Source organism: Pseudomonas sp. PDM26, assembly GCF_019219185.1.
Taxonomy (GTDB): Bacteria; Pseudomonadota; Gammaproteobacteria; order Pseudomonadales; family Pseudomonadaceae; genus Aquipseudomonas.
Window position 1 is genome coordinate 130,672 of record NZ_JAHUWC010000007.1, and the last position, 26,202, is coordinate 156,873.

At 58.9% G+C, this 26,202-nt stretch carries 23 protein-coding genes; 22 read left to right on the forward strand and 1 reads right to left on the reverse strand.

Annotated features, from left to right (window positions below):
• From rseP to ispD, 16 genes are all read left to right on the forward strand, one after another.
• Positions 1 to 1,353, forward strand: a complete 1,353-nt coding sequence (rseP, locus tag KW849_RS15425) for a sigma E protease regulator RseP (RefSeq protein ID WP_218430211.1) — start codon at positions 1 to 3, stop codon at positions 1,351 to 1,353.
• 74 nt (positions 1,354 to 1,427) lie between these two features.
• Positions 1,428 to 3,818 carry an outer membrane protein assembly factor BamA gene (gene bamA, locus KW849_RS15430; RefSeq protein WP_218430213.1) on the forward strand — a complete coding sequence of 797 codons (2,391 nt, stop codon included), beginning with the start codon at positions 1,428 to 1,430 and terminating at the stop codon, positions 3,816 to 3,818.
• 45 nt (positions 3,819 to 3,863) lie between these two features.
• Positions 3,864 to 4,367: an OmpH family outer membrane protein gene (locus tag KW849_RS15435; protein ID WP_108216663.1), complete on the forward strand. Its 504-nt coding sequence runs from the start codon at positions 3,864 to 3,866 to the stop codon at positions 4,365 to 4,367.
• 3 nt (positions 4,368 to 4,370) lie between these two features.
• Positions 4,371 to 5,426, forward strand: coding sequence for a UDP-3-O-(3-hydroxymyristoyl)glucosamine N-acyltransferase (gene lpxD, locus KW849_RS15440; protein ID WP_108216664.1), 1,056 nt, complete (start codon positions 4,371 to 4,373; stop codon positions 5,424 to 5,426).
• A 108-nt stretch (positions 5,427 to 5,534) separates the two neighbouring features.
• Entirely contained in the window at positions 5,535 to 5,975 is a 441-nt protein-coding gene (gene fabZ / locus KW849_RS15445) for a 3-hydroxyacyl-ACP dehydratase FabZ (RefSeq protein WP_007978374.1), read from the forward strand.
• A complete protein-coding gene (gene lpxA, locus KW849_RS15450; protein WP_218430215.1) occupies positions 5,972 to 6,748 on the forward strand; it encodes an acyl-ACP--UDP-N-acetylglucosamine O-acyltransferase in 777 nt (258 codons plus the stop codon). Before fabZ ends, lpxA begins: the two co-directional genes overlap by 4 nt.
• Positions 6,749 to 6,750: 2 nt before the next feature.
• Positions 6,751 to 7,881: a lipid-A-disaccharide synthase gene (gene lpxB / locus KW849_RS15455; RefSeq protein WP_218430216.1), complete on the forward strand. Its 1,131-nt coding sequence runs from the start codon at positions 6,751 to 6,753 to the stop codon at positions 7,879 to 7,881.
• Between the two features lie 11 nt (positions 7,882 to 7,892).
• Complete coding sequence (gene rnhB, locus KW849_RS15460) at positions 7,893 to 8,519, forward strand: ribonuclease HII (protein WP_108216667.1); 627 nt, start codon at positions 7,893 to 7,895, stop codon at positions 8,517 to 8,519.
• 77 nt (positions 8,520 to 8,596) lie between these two features.
• Positions 8,597 to 12,118, forward strand: a complete 3,522-nt coding sequence (dnaE, locus tag KW849_RS15465; RefSeq protein ID WP_218430218.1) for a DNA polymerase III subunit alpha — start codon at positions 8,597 to 8,599, stop codon at positions 12,116 to 12,118.
• Between the two features lie 139 nt (positions 12,119 to 12,257).
• Positions 12,258 to 13,205, forward strand: coding sequence for an acetyl-CoA carboxylase carboxyltransferase subunit alpha (locus KW849_RS15470; protein ID WP_218430220.1), 948 nt, complete (start codon positions 12,258 to 12,260; stop codon positions 13,203 to 13,205).
• Between the two features lie 131 nt (positions 13,206 to 13,336).
• The gene (gene tilS / locus KW849_RS15475) at positions 13,337 to 14,665 is read left to right on the forward strand and encodes a tRNA lysidine(34) synthetase TilS (protein ID WP_218430222.1); all 1,329 of its coding nucleotides are present in this window, start codon (positions 13,337 to 13,339) and stop codon (positions 14,663 to 14,665) included.
• A gap of 274 nt (positions 14,666 to 14,939) precedes the next feature.
• Complete coding sequence (locus KW849_RS15480) at positions 14,940 to 16,571, forward strand: CTP synthase (RefSeq protein WP_095943886.1); 1,632 nt, start codon at positions 14,940 to 14,942, stop codon at positions 16,569 to 16,571.
• 5 nt (positions 16,572 to 16,576) lie between these two features.
• The gene (kdsA, locus tag KW849_RS15485; protein WP_218430224.1) at positions 16,577 to 17,422 is read left to right on the forward strand and encodes a 3-deoxy-8-phosphooctulonate synthase; all 846 of its coding nucleotides are present in this window, start codon (positions 16,577 to 16,579) and stop codon (positions 17,420 to 17,422) included.
• Positions 17,423 to 17,578: 156 nt separating this feature from the next.
• Positions 17,579 to 18,868: a phosphopyruvate hydratase gene (gene eno / locus KW849_RS15490; RefSeq protein ID WP_056720952.1), complete on the forward strand. Its 1,290-nt coding sequence runs from the start codon at positions 17,579 to 17,581 to the stop codon at positions 18,866 to 18,868.
• Between the two features lie 170 nt (positions 18,869 to 19,038).
• Positions 19,039 to 19,317: a cell division protein FtsB gene (gene ftsB, locus KW849_RS15495; RefSeq protein WP_007996937.1), complete on the forward strand. Its 279-nt coding sequence runs from the start codon at positions 19,039 to 19,041 to the stop codon at positions 19,315 to 19,317.
• Positions 19,314 to 20,021 (forward strand): 2-C-methyl-D-erythritol 4-phosphate cytidylyltransferase, encoded by a 708-nt coding sequence (gene ispD / locus KW849_RS15500; RefSeq protein WP_218430225.1) that lies wholly within the window; start codon positions 19,314 to 19,316, stop codon positions 20,019 to 20,021. Before ftsB ends, ispD begins: the two co-directional genes overlap by 4 nt.
• A 103-nt stretch (positions 20,022 to 20,124) precedes the next feature.
• Here the strand turns inward: ispD and KW849_RS15505 are convergent, their stop codons facing one another.
• Complete coding sequence (locus KW849_RS15505) at positions 20,125 to 21,021, reverse strand: LysR substrate-binding domain-containing protein (RefSeq protein ID WP_218430227.1); 897 nt, start codon at positions 21,019 to 21,021, stop codon at positions 20,125 to 20,127.
• A 106-nt stretch (positions 21,022 to 21,127) separates the two neighbouring features.
• Between KW849_RS15505 and KW849_RS15510 the strand changes: the two genes are divergently transcribed.
• Genes KW849_RS15510 through KW849_RS15535 form a run of 6 tightly spaced genes read left to right on the forward strand, consistent with a single transcriptional unit; the run spans position 21,128 to position 26,080 of the window.
• Positions 21,128 to 22,240 (forward strand): S-(hydroxymethyl)glutathione dehydrogenase/class III alcohol dehydrogenase, encoded by a 1,113-nt coding sequence (locus tag KW849_RS15510; RefSeq protein WP_108216673.1) that lies wholly within the window; start codon positions 21,128 to 21,130, stop codon positions 22,238 to 22,240.
• An 8-nt stretch (positions 22,241 to 22,248) separates the two neighbouring features.
• Positions 22,249 to 23,094 carry an S-formylglutathione hydrolase gene (gene fghA / locus KW849_RS15515; RefSeq protein ID WP_218430228.1) on the forward strand — a complete coding sequence of 282 codons (846 nt, stop codon included), beginning with the start codon at positions 22,249 to 22,251 and terminating at the stop codon, positions 23,092 to 23,094.
• A gap of 43 nt (positions 23,095 to 23,137) precedes the next feature.
• Positions 23,138 to 23,611 carry a 2-C-methyl-D-erythritol 2,4-cyclodiphosphate synthase gene (ispF, locus tag KW849_RS15520; RefSeq protein ID WP_218430230.1) on the forward strand — a complete coding sequence of 158 codons (474 nt, stop codon included), beginning with the start codon at positions 23,138 to 23,140 and terminating at the stop codon, positions 23,609 to 23,611.
• The gene (gene truD, locus KW849_RS15525) at positions 23,608 to 24,666 is read left to right on the forward strand and encodes a tRNA pseudouridine(13) synthase TruD (RefSeq protein ID WP_218430232.1); all 1,059 of its coding nucleotides are present in this window, start codon (positions 23,608 to 23,610) and stop codon (positions 24,664 to 24,666) included. The genes ispF and truD overlap by 4 nt, the downstream gene beginning before the upstream one ends.
• A complete protein-coding gene (gene surE, locus KW849_RS15530) occupies positions 24,654 to 25,403 on the forward strand; it encodes a 5'/3'-nucleotidase SurE (protein ID WP_108216677.1) in 750 nt (249 codons plus the stop codon). Before truD ends, surE begins: the two co-directional genes overlap by 13 nt.
• 41 nt (positions 25,404 to 25,444) lie before the next feature.
• Positions 25,445 to 26,080: a protein-L-isoaspartate(D-aspartate) O-methyltransferase gene (locus KW849_RS15535; RefSeq protein WP_177323574.1), complete on the forward strand. Its 636-nt coding sequence runs from the start codon at positions 25,445 to 25,447 to the stop codon at positions 26,078 to 26,080.
• The last annotated feature ends 122 nt before the right edge of the window (positions 26,081 to 26,202 follow it).

A 26,202-nucleotide genomic window follows, 5' to 3' on the forward strand; every position in this document is an offset into this window, starting at 1 on the left:
ATGAGTGCGCTCTATATGATTGTCGGCACCCTGGTCGCTCTGGGTGTGCTGGTTACCTTCCACGAGTTCGGCCATTTTTGGGTCGCGCGTCGTTGTGGGGTCAAAGTGCTGCGCTTCTCCGTGGGCTTCGGCATGCCTTTGCTGCGCTGGCACGACAAACAAGGCACCGAGTTCGTCGTCGCCGCGATCCCGTTGGGCGGCTACGTCAAAATGCTCGACGAGCGCGAGGGTGAAGTGCCCCTCGATCAGCTCGGCCAGACCTTCAATCGCAAATCCGTTCGTCAGCGCATTGCCATCGTAGCTGCAGGGCCGATAGCCAATTTCCTGCTGGCATTGGTGTTCTTCTGGGGTTTGGCAATGCTCGGCACCGAGCAGGTGCGTCCAGTCATCGGGGCTGTCGAGTCCGGAAGTATTGCGGCCAAGGCGGGTTTGAGCCCCGGCCAGGAAATCGTGGCCATTGATGGTGAGGCGACTTCTGGCTGGGCGGAGGTGAATCTGCAATTGGTTCGTCGCCTGGGTGAAAGCGGCTCGTTGCAGATAATGGTTCGCGAACAGGGCTCCACGGCTGATTCTCCTCGTGAACTTGCGCTGAACAAGTGGCTCAAAGGGGCTGACGAACCCGATCCTATCCACTCATTGGGGATTCGCCCGTGGCGCCCGGCATTGCCGCCTGTCCTGGCTGAGCTCGATCCAAAGGGGCCAGCTCAGGCTGCCGGCCTGAAGACGGGTGACCGGTTGCTGGAGCTTGATGGTCGTACGCTGGATGACTGGCAGCAGGTCGTCGATACCGTCCGTATGCATCCTGATACCAAAATCATGCTGCGGGTCGAGCGCGACGGTGCTCAAATCGATGTCCCGGTGACGCTGGCCGCTCGCGGCGAGAGCAAGTCACCCAGCGGTTACCTGGGGGCTGGGGTGAAGGCGGTCGATTGGCCACCGGAAATGATCCGCGAGGTCAGTTACGGGCCATTGGCAGCGATTGGCGAGGGGGCTCGACGCACCTGGACCATGAGCGTGCTGACCCTTGATTCTCTGAAGAAAATGTTGTTCGGCGAGCTCTCGGTAAAAAACTTGAGTGGACCGATAACCATTGCTAAAGTGGCGGGCGCTTCGGCCCAGTCGGGTGTTGCTGATTTCCTGAATTTCCTTGCTTATCTGAGTATTAGCCTGGGCGTTCTGAATTTGTTGCCCATTCCGGTACTGGATGGGGGGCATTTGTTGTTTTATCTGATCGAGTGGGCGCGTGGTCGTCCCTTGTCGGATCGGGTGCAAGGTTGGGGGGTACAGATCGGTATCAGTTTGGTGATCGGGGTGATGTTGCTTGCTCTGGTCAATGATCTGGGTCGATTGTAACGCTTCGCTGAATTGCGAATCTGCCGCATTTTGCGGCAGTTTGTTTATTGCCAGTTGGAATAAGAAAGGACTTCATGAAACGTCTGCTGCTAACTGCGGTTCTCACCGTATTGATGATCGCCGAAGTTCACGCCGAGTCCTTCACTATCTCTGATATTCGCGTCAATGGCCTCCAGCGGGTCTCCGCGGGGAGCGTCTTTGGTGCTTTGCCGTTGAACGTCGGTGAACAGGCGGATGATCGTCGCCTGGTGGAATCCACTCGTGCGTTGTTCAAAACCGGTTTCTTTCAAGATATCCAGCTGGGCCGCGATGGCAACGTCCTGGTCATCACGGTAGTCGAGCGCCCGTCTGTTGCCAGTATCGAGATCGAAGGTAACAAGGCGATCTCTACCGAAGACCTGATGAAAGGCCTCAAGCAATCCGGTCTGGCCGAAGGTGAGATATTCCAGCGTGCCACCCTCGAAGGTGTTCGTAACGAACTGCAGCGCCAGTACGTCGCCCAGGGTCGCTACTCGGCTACCGTCGATACCGAAGTAGTGCCGCAACCGCGTAACCGCGTCGGCCTGAAGGTCAACATCAACGAAGGTACGGTTGCCGCTATCCAGCACATCAACGTGGTGGGCAACACGGTTTTCCCCGATGAAGACCTGATCGACCTGTTCGAGCTCAAGACCACCAACTGGTTGTCGTTCTTCAAGAACGACGACAAGTACGCCCGTGAAAAACTGTCCGGTGACCTAGAGCGTCTGCGTTCCTACTACCTGGACCGTGGCTATATCAACATGGATATCGCTTCGACCCAGGTCTCCATTACGCCGGACAAGAAACACGTCTATATCACCGTCAACGTCAACGAAGGCGAGAAATACACCGTTCGTGACGTCAAGCTCAGCGGCGACCTGAAAGTCCCTGAAGACCAGGTCAAGTCCCTGCTGCTGGTGCAAAAAGGCCAGGTGTTCTCGCGCAAGCTGATGACCACCACCTCCGAACTGATCACCCGCCGTCTGGGTAACGAGGGTTATACCTTCGCCAACGTCAACGGCGTGCCTCAACCGCACGATGAAGATCACACCGTAGACATCCTGTTCGCGGTCGATCCGGGCAAGCGTGCCTACGTGAACCGCATCAACTTCCGTGGCAACACCAAGTCTGAAGACGAAGTGCTGCGTCGTGAAATGCGCCAGATGGAAGGCGGCTGGGCTTCGACCTACCTGATCGACCAGTCCAAGACCCGTCTGGAGCGTCTGGGCTTCTTCAAGGAAGTCAACGTTGAGACTCCGGCCGTGCCGGGTGTCGATGACCAGGTGGACGTCAACTACAGCGTTGAAGAGCAAGCCTCCGGTTCGATTACCGCCAGCGTCGGTTTCGCCCAGAGTGCCGGTCTGATCCTTGGTGGCTCGATCACCCAGAACAACTTCCTGGGTACGGGTAACAAGGTCAGCATCGGTTTGACCAAAAGCCAATACCAGACTCGCTATAACTTCGGCTTTGTAGACCCCTACTGGACCGCCGACGGCGTGAGCCTGGGTTACAACGCGTTCTACCGCACGACTGACTACGATGAGCTCGATACCGATGTCGCCAGCTACGCCGTAGACAGCCTGGGTGCCGGTGTGAGTGTCGGTTATCCAATCAGCGAGACTTCGCGTCTGACCTTCGGCCTGAATGCGCAACAGGACAAGATCAAGACCGGTCAATTCACCGTCGACGAGATTTTCGACTTCGTTAACCGTGAAGGTGATCAGTACCTGAACTTCAAGGCTTCGGCCGGCTGGTCCGAATCCACCCTGAACAAGGGCGTATTGGCGACCCGTGGTCATTCTCAAAGCTTGACGGCGGAAGCCACCATACCGGGTAGCGACCTGTCGTTCTTCAAACTCGATTACCGTGGCCAGTTGTTCCAGCCACTGAGCGAAAACTACACCATGCGCCTGCACACCGAATTGGGTTATGGCGACGGTTACGGCTCGACCGATGGCTTGCCATTCTATGAAAACTACTATGCTGGTGGTTTCAATTCGGTTCGTGGCTTCAAGGACAGCACTCTGGGTCCTCGTAGTACGCCGAGTCGTGGCGTAGGTGTAACGGGTAATGCCGGAACGGCGGCTGATCCGGACGATGATCCACTGCCGTTTGGTGGTAACGTCCTGATCCAGGGCGGTGTTGAAGTACTGTTCCCTATGCCTTTCGTCAAGGATCAGCGATCCCTGCGTACTTCGGTATTCTGGGATGTGGGTAATGTATTCGACTCCAAGTGCGAGCAGACGACCAATACCAACCCTGCGTCGAAGTCCAACACGCAGTGCAACGACGTCAGCTTGAGCAATATGGCCAGTTCTGTCGGTGTAGGTGTGACCTGGGTCACCGCACTGGGTCCTCTGAGTTTCGCATTGGCCATGCCAGTCAAGAAACCGGATAACGCTGAGACTCAAGTGTTCCAATTTTCCCTCGGCCAGACGTTCTAAGCGTCTGACCCAAGATAACGACAATGAATTTTGTAGGAGTGCATCGTGCGTAAGTTGACTCAATTGGTTCTCCTGGCCAGCGTACTGGTCGCTGGTCCGGCATTTGCCGACATGAAAATTGCTGTTCTGAACTATCAGATGGCTCTGCTGGAGTCCGACGCGGCCAAGAAATACGCCGTGGATGCCGAGAAAAAATTCGGTCCTCAGCTGACCAAGCTCAAGACTCTGGAAACCAGCGCCAAGGGCATTCAGGACCGCCTGATGTCCGGTGGCGACAAAATGCAGCAGGGCGAACGCGAGCGTCTGGAGCTTGAATTCAAGCAAAAGGCCCGTGACTTCCAGTTCCAGTCCAAGGAACTGAATGAAGCCAAGGCCGTTGCCGACCGTGAAATGCTGAAGCAGCTCAAGCCGAAACTGGACAGCGCTGTGGAAGAAGTCATCAAGAAAGGTGCTTTTGACCTGGTCTTCGAGCGTGGCGCAGTGATTGATGTCAAGCCTCAGTACGACATCACGCGCCAGGTTATCGAGCGCATGAATCAGCTGAAGTAATCCATGACCGTGACCATTAAGCTCGGCCAGTTGGCCGAGTTCCTCGGCGCCACGCTACGTGGCGATCCCGAGAAAGCAATTACTGGGCTAGCCACCTTGCAGGAGGCTGGCCCAGCTCAGTTGAGCTTTCTCGCAAACCCCCAATACCGTAAGTACCTGGCAGGCAGCCAGGCTGCAGCCTTGTTGCTGAAAGCCGCTGACGCCGAAGGTCATTGCGGGGATGTGCTGGTGGTGCCGGATCCGTATGCGGCCTACGCACGTGTTTCCCACCTGTTCGATCCCAAGCCCAAGGCCGCTGCCGGCATACATCCCACAGCAGTGATCGCTGCGGATGCGGTCGTCGATCCTGCGGCGAGTATCGGTGCTTTTGTGGTGATCGAAAGCGGTGCGCAGGTTGCAGCCGGTACGACTGTCGGCGCGCATTGCTTCATCGGTGCTCGCAGCGTGGTGGGTGAGGGGGGCTGGCTCGCGCCGCGTGTGACCCTGTATCACGACGTTCGCGTCGGCAAACGGGTCGTCATTCAGTCCGGAGCGGTGCTCGGAGGCGAAGGCTTTGGTTTTGCCAATGAAAAAGGTATCTGGCAGAAAATCGCCCAGATCGGTGGCGTGTTGATCGGCGATGACGTTGAAATCGGCGTGAATACAGCTATAGATCGCGGTGCGCTGGCCGATACCATCATCGGCAACGGTGTGAAGCTCGACAACCAGATTCAGATTGCCCACAACGTTCAGGTCGGTGATCACACCGCCATGGCGGCGTGCGTCGGGATCTCCGGCAGCACCAGGATCGGCAAGCACTGCATGCTCGCCGGTGGTGTAGGGCTGGTAGGGCACATCGACATTTGTGACAACGTTTTCATTACCGGGATGACCATGGTGACCCACTCGATTACCGAGCCGGGTGCCTATTCTTCCGGTACGGCCATGCAGCCGGCAGCCGAGTGGCGCAAAAGCGCGGCACGCATTCGTCAGCTCGATGACATCGCGCGGCGTCTGCGCCAGCTGGAAAAGCAAGTAGGGGAAGTGACCCCTGACGGTAATGCTTCATCAGATGGCTGATACCATTTCCATATCAAGTGTGCACAGCCGCTAGACTGCCTCCTTGATTTGCTAGAGGAGCGTGCGTCAGTCGCGCGCTCCCAATCTTTACATAGGCTTCCCCCCGAAATGATGGACATCAACGAGATTCGCGAATACCTGCCTCACCGTTACCCGTTCCTGCTGGTGGATCGGGTAGTGGAGCTGGATGTTGAAGGCAAGCGCATTCGCGCCTACAAGAATGTCAGCATCAACGAACCGTTCTTCAATGGTCACTTCCCTGCGCATCCAATCATGCCTGGCGTATTGATCATCGAAGCAATGGCTCAGGCTGCCGGGATCCTTGGTTTCAAAATGCTCGACGTGAAACCGGCCGACGGCACTCTTTATTACTTCGTCGGTTCCGACAAGCTGCGCTTCCGCCAGCCGGTTCTGCCAGGCGATCAGCTGATCCTTGAAGCCAAGTTCATCAGCTGCAAGCGTCAAATCTGGAAGTTCGAATGCCAGGCTTCGGTCGATGGCAAGCCTGTCTGCTCCGCTGAAATCATCTGTGCGGAACGCAAGCTATGAGTTTGATTGACCCTCGTGCAATCATCGATCCGACAGCCGTTCTGGCTGACGGCGTCGAGGTCGGCCCGTGGTCGATCGTCGGCGCAGGTGTGGAAATCGGCGAGGGGACAGTCATCGGGCCGCACGTGATCCTCAAGGGTCCGACGCGAATCGGTAAGCACAATCGCATCTACCAGTTCTCCTCGGTGGGCGAAGACACGCCTGACCTGAAGTACAAGGGCGAGGAAACCCGCCTGGTGATTGGTGATCACAACATCATCCGCGAAGGCGTGACGATTCACCGTGGCACCATCCAGGACCGTTCGGAAACGACCCTGGGCGATCACAACCTGATCATGGCCTATGCCCACATCGGCCACGACAGCGTTATCGGCAACCACTGCATCCTGGTGAACAACACCGCACTGGCGGGCCATGTGCATGTGGAAGACTGGGCGATCCTTTCCGGTTTTACCCTGGTTCACCAGTATTGCCACATTGGCGCCCACAGCTTTTCAGGCATGGGTACTGCAATCGGCAAGGATGTTCCTGCGTATGTCACGGTGTTCGGTAACCCTGCCGAAGCCCGCAGCATGAACTTCGAGGGCATGCGCCGTCGCGGTTTCAGCGAAGATGCGATTCACGCCCTGCGTCGCGCCTATAAGGTGGTTTACCGCCAGGGCCTGACCGTGGAGCAGGCGCTCGTCGAACTCACCGAGCCTTCTGCGCAGTTCCCGGAAGTAGCGGTGTTCCGCGACTCCATCCAGTCTTCGACCCGCGGCATCACCCGCTAATCATGGCCAATCTGCGTATTGCGCTGGTAGCGGGCGAGGCTTCCGGCGACATTCTGGGCGCGGGCCTCATGCGCGCACTCAAGGCTCGTCACCCGGCGGTCGAATTCATTGGTGTCGGTGGTCCGTTGATGCAGGCTGAAGGCCTGACCTCGTATTTCCCGATGGAACGTCTGTCCGTCATGGGCCTGGTGGAAGTGCTAGGCCGATTACGCGAGTTGCTGGCAAAGCGCAAGAAGCTGGTCGCCGACCTGATCGACGCGAAACCCGATGTGTTCATCGGTATCGACGCGCCAGACTTCAACCTCAATATCGAACTCAAGCTGCGTCAAGCCGGGATCAAGACCGTGCATTACGTCAGCCCGTCGGTCTGGGCCTGGCGGCAGAAGCGGGTGCTGAAGATTCGCGAAGGTTGCGACCTGATGCTCACGCTGTTCCCGTTCGAAGCCAGATTCTACGAAGAGAAGGGCGTACCGGTGCGGTTCGTCGGTCATACCCTGGCCGACGCCATTCCACTTGAAGCCGATCGCACCGCGGCGCGGGCCGAACTTGGTTTGCCTGACGGGCCGCTGGTGGCGTTGATGCCCGGCAGCCGCGGTGGTGAAGTTGGCCGACTCGGCGCGTTGTTCCTCGATACGGCCCAGCGCTTGCGTGCGCTGCGCCCGGGCGTGCGGTTTGTCATGCCTTGCGCCAGTGCGCAGCGCCGGGCTCAGCTGGAGGAGTTGTTGGCCGGTCGTGATCTGCCGCTGACCTTGCTCGATGGCAACTCTCATCTGGCCCTGGCAGCCTGCGACGCCGTGCTGATTGCCTCCGGAACCGCAACGCTTGAAGCATTGCTGTACAAGCGGCCGATGGTGGTTGCCTACCGTCTGGCACCGCTGACGTTCTGGATTCTCAAGCGCATGGTGAAAAGCCCCTACATTTCATTGCCGAACTTGCTGGCCCAGCGTCTGTTGGTACCCGAGTTGCTGCAGGACGATGCCACGGTCGAAGCGCTGGCCCAGACCTTGTCACCGCTGATCGAAGGCGGTGAAGAGCAGACCCGTGGCTTTGATGAGATTCACCGGACCCTGCGTCTGGATGCCTCCAACCAGGCTGCGGACGCAGTTCTGAACCTGATCGGCCAAGTTAAATGAGTAAAACAAGCATGCAGATGGGGCTGGATTTCACCTTGGTCGCGCAAGTCGAAGAGTTGGTTGCCGGTGTCGATGAAGTCGGTCGCGGCCCGCTCTGTGGTGCGGTAGTGACAGCAGCGGTGATCCTTGATCCGAACCGCCCGATCCTCGGCCTGAACGACTCGAAGAAACTCACCGAAGCCCGCCGCGAAAAGCTCTACGACGAAATCTGCGAAAAAGCCCTGAGCTGGTGTATCGCTCGCGCCGAAGTCGAAGAAATCGACGAACTCAATATCCTGCACGCCACCATGCTGGCCATGCAGCGTGCGGTCGCCGGGCTGCATATCCAGCCGAAGCTGGCGATGATCGACGGCAACCGTTGCCCGAAACTGCCGATGCGCTCCGAAGCCGTGGTAAAGGGCGATAGCAAGGTTCCAGCTATCGCCGCCGCATCGATTCTGGCCAAGGTCAGTCGCGACCGGGAAATGGCTGCGTTCGAATTGATTTACCCGGGTTACGGTATTGGCGGCCACAAGGGCTACCCGACCCCCGTTCATCTGGAAGCGCTCGCCCGTCTTGGTCCTACCCCGATTCACCGGCGTTCGTTTGCCCCGGTGCGTCTGGCGTATGAGGCGCGGGAAGGTCTCATCGAGAGTTAGTCGCGAGGCTGATTTTTTTTGCCAAGGCCCGGTACAATCCGGGCCTTGTTGTCTTTACGTTCTCAGACAGGATCACTATGCCGGCTTCATTCGTTCACCTACGCCTGCACACTGAATACTCCCTGGTCGACGGTCTGGTGCGGATCAAGCCGCTGGTCAAGACCCTGGTCGGCATGAACATGCCTGCCGTAGCGGTCACTGACCAGAACAACATGTGTTCCCTGGTCAAATTCTATAAAAACGCCATGGGTGCCGGGATCAAGCCGATCTGCGGCGCCGACCTGTGGCTGTCGAACAAGGATCCGGACAACCCGCTGAGCCGGATCAGCCTGCTGGTGATGAATGCCGAAGGCTATCGCAACCTCACCGAACTGATTTCCCGCGGCTATATAGATGGTCAGCGCAATGGCGCGATCATCATCGAGCGCGAATGGGTCGCTGAAGCCAATGCGGGCCTGATCATGCTGTCGGCGGCCAAAGAAGGCGAGATCGGCCAGGCCATGCTCAGCGGCAATCCCGCCGAGGCCGAAACCCTTGCCCGTGAATGGATGGACGTGTTTCCGGATCGTTTCTACCTGGAAATCCAGCGCACCAACCGCCCGAACGATGAAGAACAGCTGCACGGCGCCGTGGCCCTGGCCGAGAAGCTCGGTGCGCCGCTGGTGGCGACCAATGACGTGCGCTTCATCAAGCAGGAAGACTTCGCCGCCCACGAAACCCGCGTTTGCATCGGTGAAGGCCGCGCCCTCGACGATCCACGGCGTTCGAAGAATTACAGCGATCAGCAGTACCTCAAAAGCGCCGAGGAAATGGCCGAGTTGTTCAGCGACATTCCCGAGGCGCTGGAAAATACCGTCGAGATCGCCAAGCGCTGCAACATCGAAGTGAAGCTGGGTACGCACTTCCTGCCCAACTTCCCGATCCCCGATGGCATGACCATCGGCGAGTACTTCCGCAAGGTGTCCTTCGACGGCCTGGAGGAGCGCCTTAGTGTACTGCTGCCCAAGGACACCACCGAAGACTACGAGGCCAAGCGTCAGGTCTATGTCGACCGGCTGAATTTCGAGCTGGATATCATTATCCAGATGGGGTTCCCCGGGTACTTCCTGATCGTGATGGACTTTATCCAGTGGGCCAAGAACAACGGCGTACCGGTAGGTCCTGGCCGTGGATCGGGTGCCGGGTCGCTGGTGGCCTATGTGCAGAAGATCACCGACCTCGATCCGCTGGAATACGACCTGCTGTTCGAACGTTTCCTCAACCCGGAACGGGTATCCATGCCCGACTTCGACGTCGACTTCTGCATGGACGGTCGTGACCGGGTGATCGACTACGTGGCCGAGAAGTACGGCCGCAATGCGGTAAGCCAGATCATCACCTTCGGTTCCATGGCCGCCAAGGCTGTGGTCCGCGACGTGGCGCGGGTGCAGGGCAAGTCCTATGGACTGGCGGATCGTCTGTCGAAGATGATTCCGTTCGAAGTCGGCATGACCCTGGAAAAGGCCTACGAGCAGGAAGAGATCCTGCGCGATTTCATCAAGGTCGATGAAGAGGCTGCGGAAATCTGGGAGATGGCCCGCAAGCTCGAAGGCGTTGTGCGTAACGTCGGCAAGCACGCCGGTGGTGTGGTGATCGCGCCAACCAAACTGACCGACTTCTCGCCGATCTATTGCGACGAGGCCGGTGACGGTCTGGTTACCCAGTTCGACAAGGATGACGTTGAAGCTGCCGGCCTGGTGAAGTTCGACTTCCTCGGCCTGCGAACCCTGACGATCATCGACTGGGCGCTGAAAACCATCAACCGCGACCGCGCCAAGGTCAACGAACCGCCACTGGATATTGCGTTCATCCCGCTGGACGACAAACCGACCTATACGCTGCTGCAAAAAGCCGAAACCACGGCAGTGTTCCAGCTTGAATCCCGGGGCATGAAGGAGCTGATCAAAAAGCTCAAGCCCGACTGCCTGGAAGACTTGATCGCACTGGTGGCGCTGTTCCGTCCGGGCCCGCTGCAATCGGGCATGGTGGACGACTTCATCAACCGTAAGCACGGTCGCGCCGAGCTGGCGTACCCGCACTCGGACTACCAGTACGAAGGCCTCAAGCCTGTACTGGCACCGACTTACGGCATCATCCTGTATCAGGAACAGGTGATGCAGATTGCTCAGGTCATGGCCGGTTACACCCTCGGTGGCGCGGACATGCTACGTCGCGCCATGGGTAAGAAAAAACCCGAGGAAATGGCCAAGCAGCGCGGCGGCTTCATTGAAGGTTGCGCCACCAATAATATCGATGCGGACCTCGCCGGTAACATCTTCGACCTGGTGGAAAAATTCGCCGGTTACGGCTTCAACAAGTCCCACTCCGCCGCTTATGGCCTGGTGTCGTACCAGACCGCATGGCTGAAAGCGCATTACCCGGCGCCGTTCATGGCCGCGGTACTTTCGGCGGATATGCACAACACCGACAAGGTCGTGACCTTGATCGAAGAAGTGCGGACCATGAAGCTGCGTCTCGACGCACCGGACGTGAACACGTCCGAATTCAAGTTCACGGTGAACGAGGAAGGCCGGATCATTTACGGCCTGGGTGCCATCAAGGGCGTGGGTGAGGGCCCGGTCGAGGCGATCACCGAAGCGCGTCTGGCCGGTCCGTTCAAGGACCTGTTCGATTTCTGCGCCCGGGTCGACCTCAAGCGTATCAACAAGCGCACCCTCGACGGCTTGATCCGCAGCGGCGCGCTGGATCGCCTCGGGCCGTATTTCCACGATGAACAGAAAGCCTACCAGGCCAACATCGACCGCAATCGCGCAGTGCTGCTGACGGCCATGGAAGAAGCGATCAAGGCGGCCGAACAAACTGCACGCACCCAGGACAGCGGTCACTCCGACCTGTTCGGCGGTCTGTTTGTCGAAGAAGACGCCGACGTCTACGCCAATCACCGCAAGGCCAAGGAATTGACCCTCAAGGAACGCCTGAAAGGGGAGAAAGATACCCTCGGCCTGTACCTGACCGGTCACCCGATCGACGAGTACGAAGGTGAAATCCGTCGCTTTGCCCGTCAGCGCATCATCGACCTGAAGCCGGCGCGCGATACCCAGACGGTCGCCGGGATGATCATCGCCTTGCGGGTGATGAAGAACAAAAAGGGCGACAAGATGGGGTTTATCACCCTCGACGACCGCTCAGGACGGATCGAGGCCTCGCTGTTTTCCGAAGCATTCCACTCCGCGCAGTCGCTGTTGCAGACCGACGCGATGGTGGTGGTCGAAGGCGAGGTCAGCAATGACGACTTCTCCGGTGGCCTGAAGTTGCGGGTCAAGCGGGTGATGAGCATGGAAGATGCGCGCACCAACCTGGCCGAAAGCCTGCGCCTGAAGTTGCACGCCAAGGACCTCAAGGGCGATCAGCTACGCTGGCTGGGTGAACTGTTGAAGCGTCACCGCGGTGCTTGTCCGATCACCATGGATTACACCAGCCCTGATGCGAAGGCCTTGTTGCAGTTCGGCGAAGGCTGGCGGATCGATCCGGCGGATGCGTTGATTCAAGCCCTGCGTGACCAGTTCGGGCGAGACAACGTCTTCCTCCAATACCGTTGACCGGCAGGTGATATCAGAGCGCCTGCCCGCAACCTGAATTTTTAATCTCGACCTCAACGCGCCTCTCCCTTAAGGTAGGGCGCGAATAGACAACCGGCCGGCCCAAGATCCCTTGGGACTCGACCCAAGACGGACGCCTATGAACCCGAATTTTCTAGATTTCGAACAGCCGATCGCCGACCTGCAAGCCAAGATCGAAGAGTTGCGCTTGGTCGGTAATGACAATTCGCTGAATATCGGCGATGAGATCTCCCGCCTGCAGGACAAGAGCAAAACGCTGACCGAAGACATTTTCGGCAAGCTGACCAGCTGGCAGATCGCACGTCTGGCGCGTCACCCGAAACGTCCGTATACCCTGGACTACATCGAACACATCTTCACCGAGTTCGATGAGTTGCACGGTGACCGTCACTTCTCCGACGACGCTGCCATCGTTGGCGGTATTGCCCGTCTGGACGACCAGCCGGTGATGATCATCGGTCACCAGAAGGGCCGTGAAGTACGCGAGAAAGTTCGCCGCAACTTCGGCATGCCACGTCCGGAAGGCTACCGCAAAGCTTGCCGCCTGATGGAAATGGCCGAGCGTTTCAAAATGCCGATCCTGACCTTCATCGACACCCCGGGCGCCTACCCTGGCATCGACGCCGAAGAGCGTAACCAGAGCGAAGCGATCGCCTGGAACCTGCGTGTCATGGCTCGTCTGAAAACCCCAATCATCGCCACCGTGATCGGTGAGGGTGGTTCCGGTGGTGCACTGGCGATCGGTGTCTGCGACCAGTTGAACATGCTGCAGTACTCGACCTACGCGGTGATCTCACCGGAAGGTTGCGCTTCGATTCTGTGGAAAACCGCCGAGAAAGCACCGGATGCCGCAGAAGCGATGGGCATCACCGCCGAGCGCCTCAAAGGCCTGGGTATCGTGGACAAGGTTATTGGCGAGCCATTGGGTGGCGCGCACCGTGACCCGGCCGCTGCTGCCGCATCGATCCGCGCCGAGCTGAGTTCGCAACTGAAGATGCTGAAGAAGTTCGATAACGACGCGCTGTTGAAGCGCCGTTATGATCGACTGATGAGCTACGGTCTCTAACTGAGCTCGCGGTACCCTTGTAGGAGCTGCCGCAGGCTGCGATCTTTTGACTTTGATTTTAAAAAACAAGATCAAAAGATCGCAGCCTGCGGCAGCTCCTACAGGGGGTTTATGTGAAGCGATCGATCCTGATGAATCCTTCCGATATTGATTGGCATGCCAGGCTCTTGCTGAATCTGAAGCCTTGGCGCAACGCTTTAACCTGGCACATCGCCTTCTCCGGCGGTCTGGACTCCACCGTCCTGCTGCACCTTCTTGCACACCTCGCAAAAACCGAGTCCCTCCCTGCGCTCAGCGCCATCCACGTTCATCACGGCCTTCAAGCCGTGGCCGATGCGTGGCCGGAACATTGTCGTGCTGTGTGCGCTGCGCTGGGCGTGCCGCTGCAAGTGGTTCGCGTGCAGGTGCAACCGGGTGCCAGCCTTGAGCGTGCAGCCCGGGATGCGCGGTATCGCGCCTTCACTGAAACCGTTCAGGCTAACGAGGTGCTGCTGACAGCCCAGCACCGCGACGATCAGGCGGAAACCCTGCTGTTTCGCTTGTTGCGCGGAGCGGGCGTGCGCGGATTGTCCGGTATGCCGCGTCAGCGCCCGTTGGGCAAGGGGCATTTGCTGCGGCCATTGCTTGATGTCACGCGGGCTGAACTGGAGGCTTATGCCAGTGCGCATGGCTTGAGCTGGATTGAAGATCCCTCGAACCAGGATCGGCAGTACTCGCGCAATTACCTTAGGCATCAAGTCTTCCCCGTGCTGATCCAGCGCTGGCCGCAGGCGGTGGCGACCATGGCCCGCAGCGCGGCGCATTTGACTGAAGCGCAGGGGTTGCTCGAAGAGCTGGCCGACATGGATTTGCGTGAGGCCAGCGCTGCCAGTGAGTTCGAATGGCTGGGATTGCGATCCCTTGAACTGGCGCCGCTTGCGCAATTGTCTGTTGCCCGGCAGCGCAATGCCTTGAGTCATTGGCTCGAACCGTTGACCCGTCTGCCAGACACCGACCATTGGTCGGGTTGGGAAGATTTGCGTGACGCGACCGGCGATGCCAGTCCGGTGTGGCGACTGGCCGATGGCGAACTGCGTCGAACGGGCGGGCGGATATGGTGGCTGTCCGGTTGCTGGTTGCGTCCACTGCCCGTCGCCGGAGTGTGGCAGGATCCGGCGTCACCGCTGGCTATCCCGGACAACGGCGTGCTTTCGCTCACCGGGCAAATACCCGATGGCCCGTTACAGATCCGCTATCGTGAAGGGGGAGAGGTCATGGCTTTGCCTGGTCGCGGCCATCGGGACCTGAAACGTTTGCTCAATGAAAACGGTGTACCGTCCTTCGTACGCGGCAGATTGCCGCTGCTCTACAAAGACGACCAATTGCTGGCAGTGGCGAACCTGAAAGGACTCGACGGTAGTGTGAGCGGAGGCTGGAATTTACATTGGCAGCCACCAGGCGAGGATCTGGGTTTGAGATGAAAGGGGCTTTCCGGTAGACTACGCTCCCTTCTTGATACAACTTCTGTGGATTCGCCTGAATTGCAGGAGTTGCCGATTACCAGGCAGTCTTTGCTGGGCGATTCCAAAAAATGTGTAGCGAGCAACGAACCGGTGTTTCATTTTCCGGTCTGTCCCAACGCGGCGGTTTTTTTGAAAGGTGCACTGTGATTAATGCAGGTGATCGGGGGCTTCGGCCTTCCTTCGCTTTCCCCGGCGGCTCGGACCGCTTTAACGCAGACTTCTAGGGTTTTTCATGACGCGCTACATATTCGTCACGGGCGGTGTTGTTTCTTCATTGGGGAAAGGCATTGCATCGGCATCATTGGCGGCCATCCTGGAGGCGCGGGGACTTAAGGTCACCATGCTGAAGCTGGACCCGTACATCAACGTCGACCCGGGCACCATGAGCCCGTTCCAGCACGGTGAAGTGTTCGTCACTCACGACGGCGCCGAGACCGACCTGGACCTGGGCCACTACGAGCGGTTCATCCGCACGACCATGACCCAGAACAACAACTTCACCACCGGCCGTGTCTACGAACACGTCCTGCGCAAAGAGCGCCGTGGTGACTACCTGGGTGCAACCATCCAGGTGATCCCGCACATCACCGACGAAATCAAGCGCCGCATCATCAAGGGTGCGGGCGACGCTGACGTGGCAATGGTCGAGATCGGCGGCACCGTGGGTGACATCGAGTCGCAACCGTTCCTCGAAGCCATCCGCCAGTTGCGTTTCGAAGTCGGCGCCAAGCGCGCGATGCTGATGCACCTGACACTGGTGCCGTACATCGCCACTGCCGGCGAAACCAAGACCAAGCCAACCCAGCACTCGGTGAAGGAACTGCGTTCCATCGGCCTGCAACCCGACGTGCTGGTCTGCCGCTCCGACCATCCGATCGATATTTCCTCGCGTCGCAAGATCGCGCAGTTCACCAACGTTGAAGAGCGTGCGGTGATCGGCCTGGAAGACGCTGACACCATCTACAAGATCCCGGGCATCCTGCACTCCCAGGGCCTGGACGATTTCGTCGTCGAGCGTTTCGGCCTGCAATGCGGCGGTGCCGATCTGTCCGAGTGGGAAGCCGTGGTCGACGCCAAGCTCAACCCTGAGCACGAAGTCACCATCGCCATGGTCGGCAAGTACATGGAACTGCTGGACGCCTACAAGTCGCTGATCGAAGCGATGAGTCATGCCGGCATCAGCAACCGTACCAAGGTCAACCTGCGCTACATCGATTCCGAAGACATCGAGAACCAGGGCACTGCGTTGCTGGAAGGTGTCGATGCCATCCTGGTACCTGGCGGCTTCGGTCTGCGTGGCGTTGAAGGCAAGATCACTGCCGTTCAATACGCTCGCGAAAACAAGGTTCCATACCTGGGTATCTGCCTGGGCATGCAAGTGGCCGTTATCGAGTTCGCCCGTAACGTGATGGGCTGGAAAGACGCCAACTCCACCGAGTTCGATCGTGCCAGCGGTCACCCGGTCGTGGGCCTGATCACCGAGTGGGAAGATGCCACCGGCGCTGTCGAAACCCGTACCGAAACCTCCGATCTGGGCGGCACCATGCGCCTGGGCGCGCAGGATTGCCTGCTGGAGCCGGGCTCCCTGGTCCACGGTTGCTACGGCAAGGACGTGATTGTCGAGCGTCATCGTCATCGCTACGAAGTGAACAACAACCTGCTGCCGCAAATCATGGAGGCTGGTTTGAAAATCTCCGGTCGCTCCGGTGATGGCGCGCTGGTTGAAGTGGTTGAAGCACCGGATCACCCATGGTTCGTCGCTTGCCAGTTCCACCCAGAGTTCACCTCGACGCCACGCGACGGTCACCCGCTGTTCAGTGGTTTCGTCAAGGCAGCGTTGACTCAACACCAGAAGAAGGCGTAACCCCGATGGCACAGAAGATCATCCGCGTCGGCGACATCGAGATTGCCAACGACAAACCCATGGTGCTGTTCGGCGGCATGAACGTGCTGGAAAGCCGTGACATGGCCATGCAGGTTTGCGAAGAGTATGTGAAGGTCACCGAAAAGCTCGGTATCCCTTACGTGTTCAAGGCCAGTTTCGACAAGGCCAACCGGTCTTCTGTGACCTCCTATCGTGGTCCTGGCCTGGAAGAAGGCATGCGCATCTTCCAGGACATCAAGCAAGCCTTTGGCGTGCCGATCATCACCGACGTCCACGAACCTGATCAGGCCGCGGTCGTCGCTGAAGTCTGCGACATCATCCAGTTGCCGGCCTTCCTGTCGCGCCAGACCGACCTCGTGGTCGCGATGGCCGAGACGGGCGCAGTGATCAACATCAAGAAAGCCCAGTTCCTCGCCCCTCAGGAAATGAAGCACATCCTGAACAAGTGCGTGGAAGCGGGTAACGATCAGTTGATCCTCTGCGAGCGTGGTTCGAGCTTCGGCTACAACAACCTGGTCGTCGACATGCTCGGCTTCGGCATCATGAAGCAGTTCGAATACCCGGTGTTCTTCGACGTGACCCACGCGCTGCAAATGCCTGGTGGTCGCTCCGATTCCGCCGGCGGTCGTCGCGCCCAGGTCCTCGATCTGGCAAAAGCCGGCATGAGCCAGTCCCTGGCTGGCTTGTTCCTCGAAGCTCACCCGGATCCGGACAACGCCAAATGCGACGGTCCTTGCGCCTTGCGCCTGGACAAACTGGAGCCATTCCTGGCCCAGCTCAAGGTTTTGGACGAACTGGTGAAGAGTTTTCCGACGGTAGAAACCGCGTAATCCTCAATTCTCCGGTAAAGTACCGCACGATTTAACGCTCAGGCCCTCGGGCCTGAGCCTTGTCGTCTGCAAGACTGCCCGCTGCACCTCACTTGCCGACGATCAAAGATTTCCTACAGCTGCGTCGTTTTCGTCAACTTTGGAGTGTTTACAACAATGGCTAAAATCGTCGACATCAAAGGTCGTGAAGTTCTCGACTCCCGTGGCAATCCCACCGTGGAAGCGGACGTGCTTCTCGACAACGGCATCATCGGCAGTGCCTGCGCGCCGTCCGGTGCTTCCACTGGCTCGCGTGAAGCGCTCGAGCTGCGTGATGGCGACAAGAGCCGTTACCTGGGCAAGGGCGTTCTGAAGGCAGTAGCCAACATCAACGGTCCGATCCGCGACTTGTTGAAAGGCATGGACCCAAGCGACCAGAAAGCGCTCGATCTGGCCATGATCAAGCTCGACGGTACTGAAAACAAAGGTTCCCTGGGCGCCAACGCGATCCTCGCCGTTTCCCTGGCCGCGGCCAAGGCAGCAGCACAGGACCAGGACCTGCCGCTGTACGCTCACATCGCCAACCTGAACGGCACCCCGGGTGTTTACTCGATGCCGGTTCCGATGATGAACATCATCAACGGCGGCGAGCACGCCGATAACAACGTCGACATCCAGGAATTCATGGTTCAGCCGGTTGGCGCCAAGTCTTTCTCGGAAGGTCTGCGCATGGGCACCGAGATTTTCCATCACCTCAAAGCTGTGCTGAAGGCCCGTGGCCTGAGCACTGCCGTGGGTGACGAAGGTGGTTTCGCGCCTAACCTGGCTTCCAACGAAGACGCTTTGAAAGTGATCTCCGAAGCCGTAGCCAACGCTGGCTACAAACTGGGCACCGACGTGACCCTGGCTCTGGACTGCGCAGCCAGCGAATTCTACGAAGACGGCAAGTACAACCTGTCCGGCGAAGGCCAGGTGTTCACCGCCGAAGGTTTCGCTGATTACCTCAAAGGCCTGACCGAGCGTTACCCGATCATCTCCATCGAAGATGGCCTGGACGAGTCCGACTGGGCTGGCTGGAAGATCCTCACCGACAAGATCGGCGAGAAGACCCAGCTGGTAGGCGACGACCTGTTCGTCACCAACACCAAGATCCTGAAAGAAGGCATCGACAAGAAGATCGCCAACTCGATCCTGATCAAGTTCAACCAGATCGGCACCCTGACCGAAACCCTGGAAGCCATCCAGATGGCCAAGGCTGCCGGTTACACTGCCGTGATCTCGCACCGCTCCGGCGAAACCGAAGATTCGACCATTGCCGACCTGGCCGTGGGCACCTCGGCTGGCCAGATCAAGACCGGCTCCCTGTGCCGCTCCGATCGCGTTTCCAAGTACAACCAACTGCTGCGTATCGAAGAGCAGTTGAACGGCAAAGCCAAGTACAACGGTCGCAGCGAGTTCCGCGGCTGATTGTTAAATTGTAAAAAGTCAGCGGATTGTGTCGGAAAAATCGCTACAGCGACGTTTTTGCCACTAATCTGATGCCTTATATGCACAAGCCTGGTTCTTCCAGGCTTCGTGCTATCAGAAGCTTCACGTTTTGGCATGGCTGTCTTTTTTCACTGGATACCTGATATTCGATGCGCAGTCCCAATTGGTTGTTCCTCGTCTTGCTCCTGCTGCTGGCTGGCCTGCAGTACCGCTTGTGGGTGGGTAATGGCAGCCTGGCGCAAGTGGCCGAGTTGACTCAGCAGATTGCCGATCAGCAAGCTGAGAACCAGGCATTGCTGGAACGCAATCGGGTGATGGACGCCGAAGTCAGTGAGTTGAAAAAGGGCATGGAGACCGTTGAAGAACGGGCTCGCCATGAGTTGGGCATGGTCAAGGACGGTGAAACCCTTTACCAGCTCGCGCAATGAACCAGACCTTACCGGCCTTCTGGGCCGTGATTCCTGCCGCGGGCGTCGGTGCCCGTATGGCTGCAGACCGTCCCAAGCAATACTTGCAACTGGGCGGGCGCACTATTCTCGAACACAGCCTCGGCTGTTTTCTTGGTCATCCAGGCCTGAAAGGTCTGGTGGTCAGTCTTGCTGTTGACGATCCTTATTGGCCGAACCTGGCGTGTGCCAGTGATCCGCGTATTGCCCGGGTCGAGGGCGGCTCCGAACGTTCCGGGTCGGTGCTCAATGCGTTGCTGCACCTGCATGCGCAAGGTGCCGACGATGAGGATTGGGTACTGGTTCACGATGCCGCACGGCCGAACCTCAGTCGTGACGATCTGGACAAGCTGCTGGCTGAGCTGGCAGACGATCCTGTCGGCGGACTGCTGGCGGTTCCGGCTCGGGATACGCTCAAGCGAGTCGACAAGCACGGTCGTGTGGTCGAAACCGTGGATCGCAGCGTGATCTGGCAGGCCTACACGCCACAGATGTTTCGCCTTGGGGCGTTACATCGCGCACTGGCTGACAGTTTGGTGGCCGATGCCGTTATCACTGACGAAGCTTCGGCGATGGAGTGGGCCGGTTCGGCACCACGCCTGATCGAAGGGCGGTCCGATAACCTCAAGGTCACGCGTCCTGAAGACCTTGAATGGTTGAGGCAGCGTTGGGCCAATCGTTGCTAAAAGATCGCAGCCTGCGGCAGCTCCTGCAGAAATCGGGCACGACATCCATTTGCGGATCACCCGAAATCCTGTAGGAGCTGCCGCAGGCTGCGATCTTTTGATCTTAAATCCTGTACTCCTGCCTTTCAGCCAATCCCTCCTTCAAAAAATCCACCAGCTTGCGCACCTTCGGCGACAGATGCCGCTGCTGCGGATACAACGCCCAAACGGCAGTGTTCGGTGGTTGATGTGCTTCCAGCAACGAAATCAATGCGCCGCTATTCAAATGTTCCAGCACGTAATAGTCCGGCAACTGACACAGTCCTACGCCCTGTAGCGCGGCATCCAGTACGGCTTGCCCACTGTTGCAACGCCAGTTTCCCTGCACCCTTTGCGAAAACTCCCGCCCGTTCTGCTCCAGTTGCCATAAGTCCGAGCTGCCGATGAGGCAGTTGTGGCGACTGAGTTCCGACAGGCTGTGCGGCCGACCGTAGCGCTCAAGGTAGGACGGCGATGCACAGAGAAACATGCGTCGCGGCGCGAGGCGGGTGGCGACCAACCGTGAATCCTGCAAACGCCCGAGGCGAATCGCCAGGTCGAGGCCTTCGTGCACCAGGTCAAGCTGGCGATTGGTCAGTTCGATGTCGATGCGCAGTTGCGGATACAGCCCCATGAAACGCGTTACCAGCGGCACGATGAAGCGTTCTCCGTAGGCTACGGCGCAGGTCATGCGCAGCATGCCCTTGGGTTCGCTGGTCAGGTCGCCCACCGCCCGCAAGGCCTCTTCGCGGCCGTCCTGCAAACGCTGGCAGTGCTGCAGGAAGGTTTGCCCGGCTTCGGTCAGCGTGACCCGGCGGGTACTGCGGTAGAGCAGACGGGTTTGCAGGCGCTCTTCGAGGCGTACGATTTGTCGACTGATATGGGAAGAAGAAACCCCGAGGCGTTCCGCGGCAGCGGTAAACTGGCTGCATTCAGCCACGGCGACAAATTCGTCGATTCCTTCCCAGCGGTTTTCGGACATGGATGATTATCCCTGTGCAGCAATAATGTTTTGCTTTTGTCCGGATTATTCACTGTAGGGCGCTGTAATACACTCCCTGTCTCGTTTTTTTCACTGGAGAGTCATCATGATCAAGTCGCGCGCCGCCGTTGCCTTCGAGGCCAAGAAACCCCTCGAAATCGTTGAAGTCGATGTCGCCATGCCCAAGGCCGGCGAAGTCTTGCTGCGCGTGGTGGCTTCCGGTGTTTGCCATACCGATGCCTACACCTTGTCCGGTGCCGATCCGGAAGGCATCTTCCCGTCGATTCTCGGCCATGAAGGCGGGGCGATCGTGGAAGCGATTGGCGAGGGCGTAACTTCCCTTGCGGTCGGCGATCATGTGATCCCGCTGTACACCCCGGAATGCGGCAAGTGCAAATTCTGTCTGTCGGGCAAAACCAACCTCTGCCAGGCGATTCGTGCGACCCAGGGTAAAGGCCTGATGCCGGATGGCACTTCGCGTTTTTCCTACAAGGGCGAAACGATTTTTCATTACATGGGCACCTCGACTTTTTCCGAGTACACCGTGCTGCCAGAAATCTCCGTCGCCAAGATTCCTAAAGAAGCACCGCTGGAAAAAGTCTGCCTGCTGGGCTGCGGTGTCACCACCGGCATCGGTGCGGTACTCAACACCGCGAAGGTGAAACCGGGTGACACCGTAGCCATTTTCGGCCTCGGCGGCATCGGTCTGTCGGCTGTCATTGGCGCTGTCAAAGCCAAGGCTGCCCGCATCATCGCGATCGACATCAACCCGGCGAAATTCGAAATCGCCAAGCAACTGGGTGCAACCGACTGCGTGAACCCGAAGGACTTCGATCGCCCGATCCAGGAAGTCATCGTCGACATGACCGATGGTGGCGTCGATTTTTCCTTCGAGTGCATCGGCAACGTACAACTGATGCGCGCGGCGCTGGAGTGCTGCCACAAGGGCTGGGGCGAATCGGTCATCATCGGCGTTGCCGGTGCCGGGCAGGAAATCTCGACCCGTCCGTTCCAGCTGGTCACCGGTCGTGTCTGGCGCGGTTCGGCGTTTGGTGGCGTGCGCGGCCGTACCGAATTGCCAAGCTATGTGGAAATGGCCGAGTCCGGTGAGATTCCGCTGGATACCTTCATCACCCACACCATGGGCCTGGAAGATATCAACAAGGCGTTTGACCTGATGCATGAAGGAAAAAGCATCCGCTCCGTCATCCATTTCTGAGGTCTGTCATGAGCCTGGAAAATATCTCCTGCCAGAAAAGCTTCGGCGGCTGGCACAAGCGCTATCGCCATCGCTCGGAAGTGCTCGGCTGCGACATGGTGTTCGCCGTCTATCTGCCACCGCAGGCGGAGCAGGGTGGCAAGCTGCCGGTGTTGTACTGGTTGTCCGGCCTGACCTGCACCGACGAGAACTTCATGCAAAAGGCCGGCGCCATGCGCATGGCCGCGGAGTTGGGGCTGATCATCGTCGCACCGGACACCAGCCCTCGCGGTCCTGATGTGCCGGGCGATCCGGATGGCGCCTGGGACTTCGGCCTCGGCGCCGGGTTTTATCTAAATGCAACCCAGGAACCCTGGTCGCGCCACTATCGGATGCATGACTATGTCGTGCAGGAATTGCCGACATTGGTCGAAGCCCATTTCCCTGCGTCGGACAAACGCGGTATCAGTGGTCATTCCATGGGCGGCCACGGTGCGCTGGTCTGCGCATTGCGCAATCCGGGGCGCTATCTGTCGGTGTCGGCGTTCTCGCCAATTAACAATCCGATGGATTGCCCGTGGGGGCAGAAAGCCTTCTCTCGCTATCTGGGAGAGGACCGTTCGAAATGGCGCGAATGGGATGCCTGCGCGTTGATTGCCGAGGCTGATGAAAAGCTGTCGCTGTTGGTCGACCAAGGTGATCGCGATGATTTCCTCGCCAACCAGCTCAAGCCGGACGCCTTGCAGCAGGCGGCCAAACTGGCGGGTCACCCGTTGACGTTGCGCCTGCAACCCGGCTATGACCACAGCTATTTCTTCATCACCAGTTTCATTGACGACCACTTGCGGCATCACGCGCATGCTCTAGGTGCCTAATGCAGGTAGAATCACGCCCTGACAAAAATCGGGGCGTTTTTTTATGCGTATTGGCCACGGCTATGATGTGCACCGTTTCACTGAAGGCGATTTCATCACTCTGGGTGGCGTGCGCATTGCACACAGCTTCGGGCTGCTCGCTCACTCTGACGGTGACGTCCTCTTGCACGCCTTGAGCGATGCCTTGCTCGGCGCCGCGGCGCTGGGAGACATCGGCAAGCATTTCCCGGATACCGACTCGCAATTCAAGGGCGCCGACAGCCGTGCGCTGTTGCGTCACGTCGTCGCGCTGGTCCATGCCAAGGGCTGGAAAGTCGGCAACGTCGATAACACCATTGTCGCCCAGGCGCCGAAAATGGCCCCGCATATCGAATCGATGCGCGCGCTGATTGCCGCGGATCTTCAAGTAGAGTTGGATCAAGTGAACGTGAAAGCTACCACCACCGAAAAGCTCGGCTTTGTCGGTCGCGAAGAAGGCATTGCCGTGCACTCCGTTGCCTTGTTGCTGCGCGCATGAACGAGGCGCAACTGCTCGGCCCGCGGGCCTATGGTGAGCCCCTCGGCACCGCGGTACTGAAAGCCATCGCGGAAGATTTCCAGGTCGACGAAGTCCTCGACATCCCCCTGAGTGGCGAAGGCGAACACTTGTGGATCTGGGTGGAAAAACGCGGTCTGAACACAGAAGAAGCGGCACGGCGGATTGCCAAGGCAGCAGGTGTGCCATTGCGCACCGTCAGCTATGCCGGGCTCAAGGATCGTCAGGCGTTGACTCGCCAGTGGTTCAGCGTGCAACTGCCGGGCAAGGCCGACCCTGATCTGTCGGCCGCGCAAAACGATACGCTGAAGATCCTCAAGACCGCCCGCCACAAGCGCAAGTTGCAACGCGGTGCGCACTCGGCCAACGGTTTTACGTTGCGCCTGACTCAATTCGCCGGTGACAAGCCTGCGCTTGAAGAGCGTCTGCAACTGATTGCCAAACAAGGTATCCCCAATTATTTCGGCGCCCAGCGTTTCGGTCATGACGGCGGCAACGTCGTCGACGCACGCGCCTGGGCCGCGCGCAAGGCCTTGCCGGAGCAGCGCAATGTGCGCTCGCGTCTGCTTTCCACGGCGCGCAGTTTTTTGTTCAATCAGGTGCTGGCCGCGCGTGTCGCCGATGGCACCTGGCAGCGTGCCTTGGTGGGCGATCTGCTGGCGTTCACCGACAGTCGCAGCTTTTTCCCGGCAGGCAAAGCCGAGTGCAGCGACCCGCGCCTGGCGATTCTCGATCTGCACCCGACCGGTCCGCAGTGGGGCGAAGGTGACTCGCCGGCCACGGGCGTTGTCCATGAACTGGAGCAGGCCATCGCCGCACGCGAAGCGGATTTGCGTGACTGGTTGATCAACGCCGGTATGAGCCACGAACGTCGCATCCTGCGGCTGCCCATTGGCGGGCTGACGTGGCATTATCCCGAGCCTGACATTCTGCAACTGGAATTCATCCTGCCGGCCGGATGCTTCGCCACCGTATTGGTGCGTGAGCTTGTTGATCTGGTGCCGGTGGGGCAGACGGACAGCCCATGCGTATTCTGATTTCTAACGACGATGGGGTAACCGCACCCGGTCTCGCCGCGCTTTATGCTGCGCTGGCGGATTACACCGAATGCGTGGTTATCGCCCCGGACCAGGACAAAAGCGGCGCCAGCAGTTCGCTGACGCTCGACCGTCCGTTGCACCCGCAAACCCTGGCCAACGGCTTTATCAGCCTCAACGGCACCCCCACCGATTGCGTGCACCTGGGCCTCAACGGCCTGCTGGAGCGCGAAGCGGACATGGTGGTTTCCGGTATCAACCTGGGCGCGAACCTGGGGGACGATGTCCTGTATTCCGGTACGGTGGCGGCGGCCCTTGAGGGGCGTTTCCTGAAACACCCTTCGTTTGCCTTTTCGCTGGTCTCACGTCAGGTAGAGAACCTTCCCACAGCTGCCTATTTCGCGCGCAAACTGGTCGAAGCCCATGCTGACCTGGATCTGCCACCGCGAACGGTACTGAACGTGAACATTCCCAATTTGCCGCTGGACCATATCCGCGGTATCCAGCTGACCCGCCTGGGTCATCGCGCCCGAGCCGCGGCACCGATGAAAGTGGTGGATCCGCGGGGCAAGTCCGGTTACTGGATCGCGGCGGCCGGGGATGCCGAAGACGGTGGCCCGGGTACCGATTTCCATGCAGTGATGCAGGGTTATGTTTCGATCACGCCGTTGCAACTGGATCGCACCTTCAATGATGCCTTCAGAAGTCTGGACGGCTGGCTGGAGGGTCTGCGCTGATGGGTCGCGAACAAGACGATATGCTGCGTCGCGGCATTGGCATGACCTCCCAGCGAACCCGGGAGCGGCTCATCCAGCGCCTGTACGAAGAAGGTATCTCCAACGCCAGGGTGCTGGAGGTCATTCGCCGGACCCCGCGCCACCTGTTCGTCGACGAAGCGCTGGCGCATCGTGCTTATGAAGACACAGCGCTGCCGATCGGCAATAACCAGACTATCTCCCAGCCGTATATGGTGGCGCGCATGAGCGAGCTGCTGCTGGAGGCCGGTCCCCTCGACAAGGTGCTGGAGATCGGCACCGGCTCGGGTTATCAGACGGCGGTGCTGTCGCAACTCGTCGAGCGTGTCTTCTCGGTCGAGCGCATCAAGGTTTTGCAGGATCGTGCGAAGGAACGTCTGGTCGAACTGAACCTGCGCAACGTGGTGTTCCGCTGGGGCGATGGCTGGGAGGGCTGGCCGGCACTGGCGCCGTACAACGGGATTATCGTCACTGCAGTGGCGACCGATGTGCCCCAGGCATTGCTTGACCAGTTGGCACCGGGAGGCCGAATGGTGATCCCTGTCGGGTCCGGAGAAGTCCAGCAATTGATGCTGATCATTCGCGAGGAACAGGGTTTTTCCAGGCATGTTCTGGGGGCCGTACGCTTCGTGCCATTGCTCAATGGGCCACTGGCCTGAGCATTTGTTTCGGCACGCTGAATTCTCTGCGATTGCCTTTGTCTTACAGCGGCATCGTGCGGTTAAACGGATTCATCGTCAGGCAGCAAACGTGTGCGCGACACCGATTCGCTACATTAAAG

Excerpts from the sequence above, each read along its gene's own strand:
- KW849_RS15470 (WP_218430220.1), top strand. The coding sequence starts at position 12,258 with ATGAACCCGAATTTTCTAGATTTCGAACAGCCGATCGCCGACCTGCAA.
- KW849_RS15510 (WP_108216673.1), top strand. The coding sequence starts at position 21,128 with ATGATCAAGTCGCGCGCCGCCGTTGCCTTCGAGGCCAAGAAACCCCTC.
- eno (WP_056720952.1), top strand. The coding sequence starts at position 17,579 with ATGGCTAAAATCGTCGACATCAAAGGTCGTGAAGTTCTCGACTCCCGT.
- ftsB (WP_007996937.1), top strand. The coding sequence starts at position 19,039 with ATGCGCAGTCCCAATTGGTTGTTCCTCGTCTTGCTCCTGCTGCTGGCT.
- lpxB (WP_218430216.1), top strand. The coding sequence starts at position 6,751 with ATGGCCAATCTGCGTATTGCGCTGGTAGCGGGCGAGGCTTCCGGCGAC.
- rseP (WP_218430211.1), top strand. The coding sequence starts at position 1 with ATGAGTGCGCTCTATATGATTGTCGGCACCCTGGTCGCTCTGGGTGTG.
- rnhB (WP_108216667.1), top strand. The coding sequence starts at position 7,893 with ATGCAGATGGGGCTGGATTTCACCTTGGTCGCGCAAGTCGAAGAGTTG.
- surE (WP_108216677.1), top strand. The coding sequence starts at position 24,654 with ATGCGTATTCTGATTTCTAACGACGATGGGGTAACCGCACCCGGTCTC.
- lpxD (WP_108216664.1), top strand. The coding sequence starts at position 4,371 with ATGACCGTGACCATTAAGCTCGGCCAGTTGGCCGAGTTCCTCGGCGCC.
- truD (WP_218430232.1), top strand. The coding sequence starts at position 23,608 with ATGAACGAGGCGCAACTGCTCGGCCCGCGGGCCTATGGTGAGCCCCTC.
- dnaE (WP_218430218.1), top strand. The coding sequence starts at position 8,597 with ATGCCGGCTTCATTCGTTCACCTACGCCTGCACACTGAATACTCCCTG.
- KW849_RS15535 (WP_177323574.1), top strand. The coding sequence starts at position 25,445 with ATGACCTCCCAGCGAACCCGGGAGCGGCTCATCCAGCGCCTGTACGAA.
- fghA (WP_218430228.1), top strand. The coding sequence starts at position 22,249 with ATGAGCCTGGAAAATATCTCCTGCCAGAAAAGCTTCGGCGGCTGGCAC.
- bamA (WP_218430213.1), top strand. The coding sequence starts at position 1,428 with ATGAAACGTCTGCTGCTAACTGCGGTTCTCACCGTATTGATGATCGCC.
- KW849_RS15505 (WP_218430227.1), bottom strand. The coding sequence starts at position 21,021 with ATGTCCGAAAACCGCTGGGAAGGAATCGACGAATTTGTCGCCGTGGCT.
- tilS (WP_218430222.1), top strand. The coding sequence starts at position 13,337 with ATGAATCCTTCCGATATTGATTGGCATGCCAGGCTCTTGCTGAATCTG.
- KW849_RS15480 (WP_095943886.1), top strand. The coding sequence starts at position 14,940 with ATGACGCGCTACATATTCGTCACGGGCGGTGTTGTTTCTTCATTGGGG.
- ispD (WP_218430225.1), top strand. The coding sequence starts at position 19,314 with ATGAACCAGACCTTACCGGCCTTCTGGGCCGTGATTCCTGCCGCGGGC.
- lpxA (WP_218430215.1), top strand. The coding sequence starts at position 5,972 with ATGAGTTTGATTGACCCTCGTGCAATCATCGATCCGACAGCCGTTCTG.
- kdsA (WP_218430224.1), top strand. The coding sequence starts at position 16,577 with ATGGCACAGAAGATCATCCGCGTCGGCGACATCGAGATTGCCAACGAC.
- fabZ (WP_007978374.1), top strand. The coding sequence starts at position 5,535 with ATGATGGACATCAACGAGATTCGCGAATACCTGCCTCACCGTTACCCG.
- ispF (WP_218430230.1), top strand. The coding sequence starts at position 23,138 with ATGCGTATTGGCCACGGCTATGATGTGCACCGTTTCACTGAAGGCGAT.